Annotated in this window: 15 protein-coding genes and 1 pseudogene; 5 read left to right on the forward strand and 11 right to left on the reverse strand. The window is 37.8% G+C overall.

The annotated features are described in order from the left end of the window. The first annotated feature begins 107 nt into the window (after positions 1 to 107). Positions 108 to 896, forward strand: coding sequence for an alpha/beta hydrolase (locus tag TR08_RS22270; protein WP_045521941.1), 789 nt, complete (start codon positions 108 to 110; stop codon positions 894 to 896). A gap of 16 nt (positions 897 to 912) precedes the next feature. On the opposite strand, the gene TR08_RS32755 is transcribed toward TR08_RS22270, so the two are convergent. Continuing rightward, positions 913 to 1053 carry a hypothetical protein gene (locus TR08_RS32755; RefSeq protein ID WP_193747825.1) on the reverse strand — a complete coding sequence of 47 codons (141 nt, stop codon included), beginning with the start codon at positions 1051 to 1053 and terminating at the stop codon, positions 913 to 915. A gap of 159 nt (positions 1054 to 1212) precedes the next feature. Between TR08_RS32755 and TR08_RS22275 the strand changes: the two genes are divergently transcribed. The 4 genes from TR08_RS22275 to TR08_RS22290 all read left to right on the forward strand — a co-directional run bounded on the left by TR08_RS22275 (position 1213) and on the right by TR08_RS22290 (position 3974). Then, positions 1213 to 1773, forward strand: a complete 561-nt coding sequence (locus TR08_RS22275; RefSeq protein WP_045521943.1) for a tyrosine-type recombinase/integrase — start codon at positions 1213 to 1215, stop codon at positions 1771 to 1773. 51 nt (positions 1774 to 1824) lie between these two features. Beyond that, on the forward strand, positions 1825 to 2325 hold the full coding sequence (locus tag TR08_RS22280; protein WP_045521944.1) for a cation:proton antiporter regulatory subunit: 501 nt from the start codon (positions 1825 to 1827) through the stop codon (positions 2323 to 2325). A gap of 4 nt (positions 2326 to 2329) precedes the next feature. Further along, on the forward strand, positions 2330 to 3592 hold the full coding sequence (locus TR08_RS22285; RefSeq protein WP_045521946.1) for a cation:proton antiporter: 1263 nt from the start codon (positions 2330 to 2332) through the stop codon (positions 3590 to 3592). A gap of 88 nt (positions 3593 to 3680) precedes the next feature. Then, entirely contained in the window at positions 3681 to 3974 is a 294-nt protein-coding gene (locus tag TR08_RS22290; protein WP_045521947.1) for a hypothetical protein, read from the forward strand. 15 nt (positions 3975 to 3989) lie between these two features. Here TR08_RS22290 and TR08_RS22295 read toward each other — a convergent pair whose 3' ends face one another. The 10 genes and pseudogenes from TR08_RS22295 to TR08_RS22340 form a co-directional block, all read right to left on the reverse strand. After that, entirely contained in the window at positions 3990 to 4805 is an 816-nt protein-coding gene (locus TR08_RS22295) for an alpha/beta hydrolase (protein WP_045521949.1), read from the reverse strand. A 229-nt stretch (positions 4806 to 5034) separates the two neighbouring features. Further along, positions 5035 to 5277 (reverse strand): annotated as a pseudogene (locus TR08_RS31390) (spore germination protein); the annotation flags it as partial. Between the two features lie 78 nt (positions 5278 to 5355). Next, positions 5356 to 6204, reverse strand: coding sequence for a tryptophan 2,3-dioxygenase (gene kynA / locus TR08_RS22305; protein ID WP_045521952.1), 849 nt, complete (start codon positions 6202 to 6204; stop codon positions 5356 to 5358). 41 nt (positions 6205 to 6245) lie between these two features. After that, positions 6246 to 7664 (reverse strand): amino acid permease, encoded by a 1419-nt coding sequence (locus tag TR08_RS22310; RefSeq protein WP_045521954.1) that lies wholly within the window; start codon positions 7662 to 7664, stop codon positions 6246 to 6248. A gap of 25 nt (positions 7665 to 7689) precedes the next feature. Continuing rightward, complete coding sequence (gene kynU / locus TR08_RS22315) at positions 7690 to 8961, reverse strand: kynureninase (protein ID WP_045521956.1); 1272 nt, start codon at positions 8959 to 8961, stop codon at positions 7690 to 7692. 45 nt (positions 8962 to 9006) lie between these two features. Then, entirely contained in the window at positions 9007 to 9783 is a 777-nt protein-coding gene (locus TR08_RS22320; RefSeq protein WP_045521958.1) for a 2-keto-4-pentenoate hydratase, read from the reverse strand. Between the two features lie 63 nt (positions 9784 to 9846). Next, complete coding sequence (locus TR08_RS22325; RefSeq protein ID WP_045521960.1) at positions 9847 to 11313, reverse strand: aldehyde dehydrogenase; 1467 nt, start codon at positions 11311 to 11313, stop codon at positions 9847 to 9849. After that, entirely contained in the window at positions 11306 to 11782 is a 477-nt protein-coding gene (locus TR08_RS22330) for a RidA family protein (protein ID WP_045521962.1), read from the reverse strand. Before TR08_RS22330 ends, TR08_RS22325 begins: the two co-directional genes overlap by 8 nt. Before the next feature lie 19 nt (positions 11783 to 11801). Next, the gene (locus tag TR08_RS22335) at positions 11802 to 12812 is read right to left on the reverse strand and encodes an amidohydrolase family protein (protein WP_045521964.1); all 1011 of its coding nucleotides are present in this window, start codon (positions 12810 to 12812) and stop codon (positions 11802 to 11804) included. Beyond that, positions 12797 to 13336 carry a 3-hydroxyanthranilate 3,4-dioxygenase gene (locus tag TR08_RS22340; RefSeq protein WP_045521965.1) on the reverse strand — a complete coding sequence of 180 codons (540 nt, stop codon included), beginning with the start codon at positions 13334 to 13336 and terminating at the stop codon, positions 12797 to 12799. Before TR08_RS22340 ends, TR08_RS22335 begins: the two co-directional genes overlap by 16 nt. Positions 13337 to 13355: the final 19 nt, after the last annotated feature.

The following is a 13355-nucleotide window of genomic DNA, read 5'->3' on the forward strand; positions in this document are numbered from 1 at the left end:
ACTTTATATATGATGAGCCCATTTGACAGCAAACAGCACCTACCTCTTTTATGAGAAGGTGCTTTTTTAATACTTAATAAATAGACGAATAAGGAAGGAGAGTTTACATGATTGAACAATACCCAGTATTACCAGGCGCTGAATCTTTTTTCTACAAAGGGAATCAAATAGGAATATTAATTTCCCATGGATTTGTTGGAACACCACAGAGTGTAAGGTATCTAGGAGAATACCTAGCAACTAAAGGGTTCTCCGTCTACGGAGTTAGATTAAGTGGACATGGTACACATTATGAGGATATGGAAAGGTGCAGCTACCAGGATTGGATTCAAAGTTTAGAAGATGGTTATTCATTTTTACAAAAACATTGCCGCGATATCTTCGTGATCGGGCAATCCATGGGTGGTACATTAACTCTGAACCTTGCCAATAAATACAAAGATATCAAAGGGATTATGTTAATTAATGCTGCCATAAAATCAATTCCTAACATGGAAAAGTATAAAAATAAACAGAATCCTCCTTTTGTTAATGAAGGAGAGCCAGACATAAAGGATAAAAATGTTCATGAAATTACCTATACAAAGGCACCGGTACGTTCCATTAATCAGTTATTTGCTTTAATGGCAGAAACGAGGGATAAGCTTCCAGCGGTTTCTTGCCCGGTTTTGGCATTTCGTTCAAAAGAAGACCATGTTGTTCCACCTGAAAACACTAATTATATATTGTCTAACATTCAATCAGAAATAATAGAAGTGGTTCCGTTATATAATTCTTATCATGTCGCTTCCATGGACTATGAAAAAGAGTTCATAGCTGAACAATGCAGCTTTTTTATTAATAAACTTTCGAGCAATGCTTTTAAAACCTCTAGAATAAAAGAACCTCGCCATTAAAAAAGCGAGGTTTATTTTATTTAGCCTTCAATTCCTTAAGAAAAAGAGGAGAATTATGCGAAGCAAGTTTCTCAAAATAAACGATATCACAAAAGTTTTCAATAAATTCCAATACTTTTTTATCTACTTTTTTATAAACGATTACTTTTGGCTTCATAGACATTTCCTCATTTCGTAAATCACTATCATTTAAGTATATATTACTACATCCAATAGTCATACTTTAAATAGGAATTCAAATCAGACAGAAAATTTGAATGTTACATAATACCATGATATAATAGTATTATGTAACATGGATTAAGGAGCGTTTTTTATGGAATATGTTGAAGCTCTAAGAGACATCAAGCAAATCAATGCGATCAAAAAATATTTAAAAAAGCATTCTGAGCGAGATTATGTTCTCTTCGTTTTTGGGATTAACACGGGGTTAAAGATTAGCGAAATGCTGGATATCAGAGTTGGCGATATCTTAGAAAAAGAAGATTGTGTTAAGAACTTTTATTTGTACCCACATCATGAAACCTTGAAGGAAGTTTACCTGAATCTTAAAGTTAAACAGGCACTCCTCCATTATGTCGAAAGTAGACAGTTAACTATTGAGGATTTTTTGTTCAAGTCCTCAAAGACAGAAAAACCAATTACACGCCAACAAGCATACCGGATCATTCATCAGGCAGCTGAAGCAATTGGTATTGAAGGTAAAATTGGAACCAATTCAATGCGTAAGACTTTTGGATTTCACGCCTATAAACGTGGAATTGCCATCTCACTTCTACAAAAGCATTTCAATCATTCAACCCCTTCCGAAACGCTTAAGTATCTAGGAATAGCCAAAGATGAAAAAATCCGAACAGAGATTGATGTCAATCTTTAGTGACATACACTCTTTATCCATGTGCAAATTATTTAAGGAGGAATAGAAAAAATGAATATTCGCGAAATCGAACTACCTGGTATCGGGAAGAAATTTGAAGCCATCACAAAAAATAAGGATAAGATTGTGATTATCATTCACGATGATGGCAGAAGGGACATTTATTATTTTGATACGGAGGATTATGAAGAAGCAATTGCCAGTACTACCTTCGATGATCAGGAAGCAAGGCAGATTGCTGCCATTATTGGTGGAATGACTTATGCACCTAAGGCATTAGAAACCATTGAAATGGCGTTTGATGATTTGGTCATTGAATGGTTTAATGTAGAACCTAATGCAGCTGCAGCAAATCAGACCATAGGGGATCTTAATATCCGTCAATCCTATGAAGTAAATATTATAGCGATAATCAAACGACAGAATCATAAAAAAATTCATACTCCTGGTCCTGAAACTCTATTAGAAGAAGGAGATACGGTAATTGTATCTGGGCAGCGCAATCAAGTAAAAAAGATTGTAAAAGAAGTTCTTTCAAGAAGGGATGGGTGATAGGATGACGAATCATTTAGTTTTTGAAGTAGGTACAGCACTTGTTTTAGTGGCACTAACCGCATTACTAGCAAACAAGTTGAAATTTTCCATCATCCCCTTTCTCATCCTCTTAGGGATGGCAGTTGGTCCCCATGCCCCACAAATTGGGATTATTGATCTTACCTTTATCGAAAGCTCAGAAATTATTGAGTTTTTTGGCCGCATAGGTGTTCTGTTTCTATTATTCTATTTGGGACTTGAATTCTCAGTAGGAAAACTAATTCGCTCCGGACGTTCTATTGTAGTAGGCGGATCGATTTATGTAGCGCTAAATTTCACTTTAGGTGTTATATACGGTGTTGTTACAGGTTTCCCTATTATGGAAACATTAATAATTGCTGGTCTTCTTAGTGTCTCCTCCAGTGCCATTGTCGCAAAAGTTCTTGTAGATCTAAAAAGAACTGCCAATTCAGAAACAGAGCTAATCTTAGGAATTATTTTATTCGATGATATATTCCTAGCATTATTTCTCTCCGTTATGTCAGGACTTTTATTAGGTGGATCAACCACAGTTTTAGGAACAATCTTTTCGGTTCTTATTTCACTTGGATATATGATTCTCTTTTTTATTATTGCTAGAAAAGGTACACCTATTCTCAACAAACTATTAAACATTAAATCTAATGAAATCTTCATTCTTGTCATCTTCGCATCACTCTTTTTTATCGCAGGTTTTTCAGAAAAACTACATGTGGCCGAAGCTATTGGCGCATTATTATTAGGTTTAGTTTTCTCTGAAACGGAACATCGCGAACGTATCGAACATTTGGTAATTCCATTTAGAGATTTCTTTGGTGCTTTATTCTTCTTCAGTTTTGGACTTAGTATTGATCCCTTTAGCTTAAGTGGAGCCGTTTGGCTTGCTATTGGTGCCGTTATTCTTACAATTTTTAGTAACTTTGTAGCAGGAATGATTTCCGGGAGAAAAGCTGGTTTGTCGTATAAAGCTTCCTCTAATATCGGATTGACAATCGTTTCTAGAGGTGAATTTTCGATCATTGTTGCTAACTTAGGACTAATGGGCGGCTTAATGCCTATCCTAAAACCATTTACGGCCGTTTATGTATTAATATTGGCTATTATTGGGCCACTATTAACGAAAGAGTCGAAAAATATTTATAACTTCCTAAATAAAATATTTAAATGGGAAAAAAGTAAAGGACCAAAAAGGGTCAAGGCAATTCCTAAACCACAAAATGACAATAAGAATAGCCCTGGTCTTTAAAAATGTGAAAAAGCTAACAAGATGGACTAATTCATCCAAATGTTAGCTTTTTTCATATGAATTCAAATAAAATTAGGGAGGCACTCTAATGGGTATAGGGTTAGCGATTATTTTGTTAACGTATATTTTATTATTAGTCATGTCCTATCAGATTATGACTCTCATAAATGAAAAGGACGATAAGCGAGGTTGTTTAATTATCAACAGGTCATATAAACATGCATATTCCATCCTGTTGTTCGGGATTCTTATCGTTTACACATTAATCAAACTTCCCCATATTAATTTAGAATCACAAACCATCAGTTATCTGATTCTTGCTAGTAAGTTTATTTCAGTCATTACATTAGCTATAAGTATTTTTCTCCTAAGCAAAAAATAATCTTAACTTTAATTGTCAAAGTCCTTTTATCCAGCGTCCTGCCATCTCAATCCAATTTGATACATCTGGCTGGAGGTGTAACTCATTATCTACATTTGCAGTCTCATCTGTTCCAAGTGATAAACCATGGACCCCGTTCGGATAGATATGCATTTCCAAAGGTACTTTATTTTTTAACAGTGCACCTGCAAACATAAAGCTATTTTCAACGGGAACGGAAATATCCGCAAAGGTGTGCCATAAGAAAGTTGGAGGAGTGTTAGCGGTAACCTGTTTCTCCAATGATACCAGGTCTAGATGATCATCATCTTGACACTTGTCTCCTAATAAAGCTTGGAAACTGCCGCGATGTGCATTTGGACCTGATGTAATGACTGGGTAACAAAGGACTAAACCGTTTGGAGTGATTTGTTCCTTTGTATATTCTAGCTTTTCAAGTAAAAACTCCTTGTCCCAGAATACACCAAGGCTTGCTGCCAAATGACCTCCAGCTGAAAAGCCTAGAACAATAATTTTATTGGTATCTACATTCCACTCTTCTGCATGGTCTCGTATCTTTCTTATTGTTTTTGCCAATTGACATAGTGCAGATGGAAATACTGCAGGCTTTACACTGTAATTTAAGACACATGCATGAAATCCCATGCCATTCAAACGGATTGCAACTGGTTCTGCCTCGCGTTCAGATGTAAATTGATACCCTCCTCCTGGACATATGACAATCATCGGTCTTTTTCGATTTGAATCAATCTCTGGAGAATTATCTAGTATGTATGTGTACAAAGTACCCGTATCTTGTTCATAATTAATCTCTATTTTTTCATGTAGCATATGATCTCACCTTTCCTTTTAGAAATACATTATTAATTCTATCTGAATACACTATAAATTTGTATTGTTTTCCATTCTTATCCTATTAATGGATAGATTCCGGGAAGTGCACAAATAATAAGATAAAATTGAAAATGGTGATTAAGATGCAACAGCTTTTCATTTTCTTGCTATTATATATCCTTGTATCATCCCTCATAGCATTTCTGGATTTTTTTCAAGGATGTGTAAAGGTAACCGGTACAATGAGTACATATGGAGTGCCTGTAATAAAAATAGCAACCCTTCCTTCGAGTAAATTTCCAACAACAACATCAGGCCGTTCAGTATTTTGAACAGTTGGAAATGGCGAATGCTTTTGATCTTGGATAAAGTTTTCAATATAGGATGACTCGAGAATGCCATCTATTTTTATTTTTTGAAGACGATTCTTTACTTCCCGTACAATAGATTCTTCTGCAATGCCCTTGAATTTCCAAATTAATATAATTTATTTTACAAAGACCAATATAAAAAATCCACCATTCATAAAGAAATGGTGGATTTTTCTCTATAATTTCGTTCGTAAGCTCCAAAGTTCAGGGAAGAAGTGCTGGTCTAGGACTCTTTTTAAATAGGTCACACCAGAAGATCCTCCTGTTCCCTGCTTATGACCAATGATTCTTTCTACCGTACTCATATGATTGAATCGCCATAATTGCTGTTGATTGCCAATATCAACTAGCTTCTCAGCCAGCTCGTATAAGTCCCAGTATTGGTCAACGTTACGGTAGACTGTCAGCCAAGCTTCTTCAACACTTTCATTAGGTTCATAGTTTTTGGACAAATCACGATTTAAGACCTCATCATCAACAGGAATTCCGCGAGCGACAAGCGCATGGATGGCTGCATCATAAATACTTGGTTTATGAAGAGCCTCCTGCATTTTTTCGTAAATTTGCGTTTGATGCTGGTAGACTGCTAGAGTATGAGCATTTTTGTTACCTAATGCAAATTCAATCATTCGGTTCTGATAGGACTGGAATCCGGAAGATTGACCGAGTTTATCCCTAAACTCTAGGTACTCTGATGGTGTCAAAGTAGAAAGAACACTCCATGATTGAATCAACTGCTGCTGAATTCTTGAAACACGCGACAGAATTTTAAAGGATGGTTCTAAATCATTCTGGCGAATACACTTAATCGCTTCTGATAATTCATGAATAATTAATTTCATCCATAATTCACTTGCTTGATGGATTATAATAAATAACATTTCATCATGGTGATCAGATAACCGGTGCTGACTATCTAAAATCTTATCAAGATGCAGATAATCACCATACGACATTTCTTTTTGGAAATCTGTTTGAATCGTTTTTTCCAAACCGGTGCTTATGTTTTTTTCTGGTGTATTCATGTAAAATTCTCCCCTGTTCTTATGTTTGTACTAATGTAAATTTAATTTATATTCTCATTTAAAATATCATTCGTATCATTTCCTGATTTTTGAGTGTTGGATCTTTTTTTAAAAAAGAAATAGACAGCCGTTAAAAACAGTAACCATGGAATTCCGAATTGTAGCATAATCTTAAAATCTGTAAACCATGTAGTTATCATTAAACTCAACAGTAGAACTGCTCCTACGATCGTTAAATAAGGAAAGCCTATCATTTTTATTGGTAATTTCCGGCCATTCGACTTTTCCCACCTTCTTCTGAAAAATAAATGGGAAACGAATACCATAAACCATGTAAAAATAGCACCGAACATTGAAATCCCCATCATAAACGCATAAGAGGAGCCTGGTAATAATGCATTTACTGCAGCTGCAAGGAAAATCCCTAAAGTAGAAATTCCAAGAGCCCTTAACGGTACTCCTTTTTTGCTTAGTTTACGTAAAAAAGCAGGAGCATCATTTCCCTGTGACAAAGAAAACATCATTCGGGTGGAAGCATAAAGTTGACTGTTCATAGCTGACAAGGCAGCTGTTAAAATAATAAAATTCATAATACCGGAAGCACCTGGGATATTTAAAAGTTCCATTACCTTTACAAAAGGACTTTCTTCTACTCCAGCCGATTTCCACGGAACAATCATTAACATAATGCCTAGGGTGATAATATAAAATGTTGATAATCGGAATACCGTCGCTTTCAGAGCTTTCGGCACTGCAACGTCAGGATCCTTTGCCTCACCAGCTGTAACCGCTATCATTTCTGTTCCTAAAAAACTAAATAAGGAAATAAAGATAGCAACCCACATTCCCCACCATCCAAATGGTAAGAAGCCACCTGCGTTTACTATATTCTCAGGCCCCATATTCGACTGAGCTGAATTACCAAATAAAACATATGAACCTAAAAGAATGAAACCAACAATGGCACTTATTTTGATCATGGAGAACCAATACTCAAAGGTTGCAAAGGTATTTACACTCGTGGCATTTACATAAATCAATACAGCCGCAAACAACAAAATCCAGACGAATCCAGGAACATCCGGGAACCAGTACTTCATATAAACAGCAATGGCACTTACTTCTACCCCAACGGCAAGAACGTTTGCAATCCAATAGGAATAACGAACAAGGAAGCCAGCAAGAGGACTAACATATTTCTCAGATATGGTCCCAAAAGATCCAGAAGTTGGGTGAGCAACTGTCATTTCGGATAAACATCCCATTAAAAGTAAGACAATAAATGCACCAATTGCATAACTAAGTAATACACCAGGTCCTGCTGTGCTGATTGCAAGCCCGCTGCCAAGGAATAATCCCGTTCCAATCGCACATCCCATCGCAATCATCGTAAGCTGCTTCGTTTTTAATTCCCGCTTTAATCCCTTATCGTTGTTACTTATATTAGTATTGTTCTGCATACACTGCCCCCTTTATCTTTTTGTTCTACGCTACGACTTCACGTTCATTCTCAAACTTCTCATATTGCTTTTCTACCATAATTTTCTTTAGCATCTGAACCACTTCCCAAACTTCACTATACGAGGTATAAAGTGCAACTGGGGCTAGACGAATTATGTTTGGAGCCCGGAAATCTGGAATGATCCCATTTTCCTTCAATGCCTTACAAATACGTGCAGCTTCATTATGCTCCAGGCTTACATGACCTCCACGACTCACATCATCTTGAGGGTTACCTATGTTGAATCCCATATCGGATAACACTTGCTCTAACAAGTCCATCAAGAACCTATTTATTCTCAATGACTTTTCGCGTATATTTTCAATTCCTGCTTCTGCAAATATCTCTAACGCACCAAGTAAGGGTGCTAGACTCAAAACATGTGGTGTCCCAATTTGATAGGCTCCGGCTGATTCAGCAGGTGTTAATGAATGTTCCATATCAAATTGTTTCTCTTTTTTAGAACCAAACCAGCCCGCAAGACCAGGAGCAGTTCCAAAGTGTTTTTTGTTTACATATAATCCGCCAACACTTCCTGGACCACCATTTAAATGCTTATAATTGCACCAATAGGCAAAATCAACTCCCCATTCACTAAACGAATGCGGAATGGCACCAATGGAATGACATCCATCAAAACCAATTAGGATACCTCTTTTATTCGCCTCCACTGTTAACCTCTTCATATCCAAGATTTGACCGCTTCGATAGAGAACAGTTGGCAAAATAATAAGTGCAATTTCATCGGTCATAGCTTCAATAATATCCTCTTCTTCTAAGAAACGGCCATCGCGGCTTTTTACCCGAATAAGATGTGTAACCGGATCAAAACCATGTATGCGAAGCTGACTTTGTAGAGCATAAATATCAGATGGGAAGGTTAATTCATCAGCGAGAATTTTTGACTTCTTTCCTTCCGGCTTGTAAAAAGTAGCAACAAGTTGATGCAAATTTACCGTGGTCGAACCCGTTACAATGACTTCGTCCGAAGAAGCACCTACTAACGGTGCCATCATCTCTCCTAATTTTTCTGAAAGAAAAAACCATGGGTGTTTCCCTTTTGTCCAGCCATCGATTCCATGTTCTTTCCAATCATTTAATGATTCTAAAAGAGTACGTTCCGCTCTTTTTGAAAGGAGTCCTAATGAATTACCATCCATATAAATGGAATTCGGTTTTATGTAAAATTCTTCTCGAAATCTGTATAGGCTATCTTCTTTATCTAATTGTTTGGCATACTCTAATGTAAGAAACATACTTATCCTCTCCTCAATATATACTTCTATCTATATTCTATTATATTATTTACAGGAGAATGATACACTTCCTAAATCTGCAAAGTTTACTTCAAATTGATCCCCTGATTTAAAACTAATCGCTTCCGTAATGGCACCACTAAGAATGATATCGCCTTTCTTTAAACCTCGCCCGGTTTCCCCAAGCTTGTTTACAGCCCAGGCAACCGCAGCTGCAGGATCTCCTAATACAGCAGCACCAGTACCAACCGTAACTACTTCCGAATTCTTTAACATATTCACACCAATTTCTTTCAGGTTTATAAATTGAGGAGATACCCATCTGTCTCCAATGATGAATTTTGAGGATGAACAATTATCAGCAACAACGTCTTCAAGAGTAAACTTGAAATCTAGGTAACGGCTATCAATAATCTCGATTGCTGGTGCCACAAATTTTGTAACCCTTAAAATATCTTCAGGTGTAATGGATGTACCTTGGATATCTTCATCCATTATGAATGCAATTTCAGGTTCTGCCTTGGGATGAATGAAACCGCTATATGGTAACCTCTCCCCATCAGTTGCAAGCATATCATCCATTAGATACCCATAAATCGCTTCATGGACTCCCATCATCTCTTGCTTCGCTTTACTAGTTAAACCGAGTTTAACACCAATTCTGTGATGACCCTCTTTTTCCTTTTGCTCAATCAGTTTTTGTTGTATTTCATATGCTTCCTCAATCGTTAGCGAAGGAAAGTCCGTGGTAATTTTTTCAACTTCTCTTTTATCTTTTTCTGCTGTTAATAAATAATCAACCATATCTTGCACCAGTTTCATGATTAAACCTCCTATTATTTAATGTGAAAAAGTGGCTGAGCAGCCACCTTCTCAACTATATTCTTATAATTTCATCGTAATCGTCTTAGCCTCAGTGTAGAACTCGAAACTATGACGTCCGCCTTCCCTTCCTATACCACTAGCCTTTGACCCGCCAAATGGGGTTCTTAAATCACGATAGTACCAGCAATTGATCCAGAATAAACCTGTATTAATCTGATCTGCTACACGATGGGCACGTCTTAAATCATTTGACCAAACTACTCCAGCCAAACCGTAAATGGAGTCATTGGCAATCTGAATGGCTTCCTCTTCTGTCTTAAATGGAATAACCACTAATACGGGACCAAAGATTTCTTCCTGCGCTACTCTCATTTTATTATTTACATCATAAAGTACTGTTGGCTCGTAAAAGTTTCCTTCTGTTAATCCGTCAACACGTTTACCACCAACAGCAAGTTTTGCACCTTCTGCTAATCCAATTTGAACATATTTATCAACGGTTTCTAAATGATTCATCGAAATAAGCGCGCCCATATCTGTATTTTCATCCAATGGGTCTCCCACTCTTATTTTCTTAACTGCAGTGACAAATTTTTCGAGGAATTTTTCATAAACCGTTTCTTGTACTAACAGTCGTGAACCTGCTAGACAAATTTCTCCCTGATTTCTAAAAATCGCTTCTATCGAGCCTTGTACCGCTTCATCCAAGTCAGCATCATCAAACACAATATTAGCTGATTTTCCGCCCAATTCCAATGATACAGGGATTAATTGTGAAGCTGCATTTTTCATGACGGTTTTACCGGTTGTACTTTCTCCGACAAAGGAAATTCTGCGTACAGATGGATGGGTAGTCATCGCTGTACCAACCGTTGAACCTGGTCCGGTAAGAATATTCAATACGCCTGGTGGCAGCCCTGCTTCATTGGCAATTTCACCTAACATGATTGCACTTAACGGTGTATAAGAGGCTGGCTTCACAATCACCGTGTTACCCGCAGCTAATGCAGCTGATGCTTTCCATGTCATTTGCATAAAAGGTAAATTCCAAGGAATGATTAAGCTTGTGACACCAGCAGGAGCGTATTGTGTGTAGCTCATATGCTTGGAATGGTGATAATGTTCGTGATGAATATATTTTGCCATTTCCGCAAAGAATCGTAAATTTGATGCAGCTCTAGGAATATCAAAATCTCTGCTTTCTTTTATCGGCTTACCAACATCTAATGTTTCAATCAGCGCCAACTCATCGACACGAGCCATGACAAGGTCTGACATACGGCAGAGGATCTTTGATCTTTCTTCAACTGGCATTTTGCTCCAAATTCCACTCTCATAAGTTGTTTGGGCCACTTGAATGGCTCTTCCCACATCCTTCACGCTGGCACTAGCGACTGCAGCTAACTTTTGATTTGTCGCTGGATTAATAGTATCAAAGGTTTCTTCTGAATCAGCGTTTACATATTCTCCATTAATAAAAAGCTTTGCGTCCTTAATTTTCAGTTGTTCTTCAAGCAACTTACTCATCAAAATCACCGCCCTCTACTTCTAAAATCATCTCGACCTCGACAGCATTATTGTGGGGGAGTTGTGACACCCCTACTGCTGACCTCCCATGCCTCCCCTTATCACCAAATACCTCTACCAGCAAGTCGGAGGAACCATTCATTACTTTTGGCTGATCAGTAAAATCTGGCGAGCTGTTAACAAAACCAAGGATCTTGACAACCCTTTTCACTTTACTAAGGTCGCCTAGCTCATGTTTGATAACAGCTAAAAGATTCAACATACACTGTCTTGCTGCCTGATAACCTACTTCTATTGATACATCCTCGCCTAGTTTTCCACGATATTCATTCGTACCTTGACCCGAGGTAAATATAAGATTCCCTGTGCGAACACAGCTCACATAATTTCCAGATGCCGGGCGAAGAGGCGGAAGCACCATGCCCATTTGCTCTAATCTTTCTTCTGGGGACAACACTTTTTCTACCATCTACTCATCTCATTTCCTACTAAATTAGTTGATTAACCGGTATATTTAAGAATCTTAGTGCATTTTCCCCCAACATGGCTCTTTTTTGATCAGCAGTAAGGGATAGAGTATCATCAATAATCTTCCCAGGAGGTGTTTCCCTGAGCAGGAATGGGTAATCTGATCCCATGATGACTTGTTCTGCACCAAATTTTTCAACTAGGAATTTAATATTCACTGGATTATTTACGATAGAATCATAGAAAAATTTCTTGGCATAAAAACTTGGAGGCTGCTCCGTCAGCTGAAGGTGCGGCCATACATTCCACCCATGATCAAGGCGGGGAAGGATATAAGGCAGTGATCCGCCTCCATGCGAAAAACAAATTTTTAATCCCGGAAACTTTTCAATGACGCCACCTAGAATTAAACTTGCAGCAGCTAAAGCCGTCTCACTTGGCATCCCAACTGTGTACATTAGGTTATGTTTGGTAAACCGATCACTGCCCAATGTTTCCCATGGATGAACGAATATGGGAACGTTCCACTTCTCACACACCTCAAAGAAGTCTGTTAAAGATTCATCATCTAAATTTTTTCCATTAATGTTCGTGCCGATTTCAATACCCTTTAAGCCAAGCTTATGAACACAACGGTCTAGTTCACGAATGGCTGCTTCGACATTTTGCAGTGGAACCGTCCCTAATCCAATAAACTTCGTTGGATGCTGTGCAACGGTTTCTGCGATAAAATCATTCTGTAATTTTGCCATCATTTCCGCTTCTTCAATGGGTGCCCAGTAAGAAAACGTAACAGGGATTGGCGAAAGAACCTGTATATCAACATTTTCCTTTTCCATATCACTGATCCGTTTCTCTGGACACCATACCTGGTCGGTTACTTCACGAAAAACCTTGCCTGCTACCATGATATTGGCACCACAGGAGCAGGTTGGCTGAAGGATTGGCCATTTGTCATTTTGGTACTTTGCCGCAAAGTCTGGGAGATTTTCTGGAATGATATGCGTGTGAAAATCTACTCGCATGTCCATTCACTCGCTTCCTCCGGCATTACATGACCACAATACTTACAAGTACGAAGCTCTTCGTTACTGTTAAATCCATTGATTGCCTCTTTTACCTGTATTTCAATATTCGATAATTGGACAGTTACTCTGTGCATTTCATGGTCACATTCGTCACAGAACCAAACAAAATCCTCTAATTCACCTTCTGCTCTGTCTCGTTCAATCACAATTCCGATGGTATCAGCCACCCGGTGCGGAGAATGGGGTACATTTGGAGGCAGATGGAATACTTCTCCTTCTTTCACTGTAATCACTTCTCTTTTACCTTCTGCATTGATAATTTCAACGTAACAATCACCCTTTAATTGATAAAAGATCTCTTCCGATGGATCAACGTGAAAATCACGTCGTTTGTTTGGTCCACCGAGGATCATGAACATGAGCTCCGAATCCTTCCAAACGACTTTATTGTTTACCGGCGGCTTTAATTGTTCCTTATTTTCTTCAATAAATCCCCATAGGTTAATTGGTTTTAATGAATTTGTCACGAATAATCGTTCCCTTTCA

It is taken from the genome of Neobacillus niacini, assembly GCF_000759675.1.
Taxonomy (GTDB): Bacteria; Bacillota; Bacilli; order Bacillales; family Cytobacillaceae; genus Neobacillus; species Neobacillus niacini_A.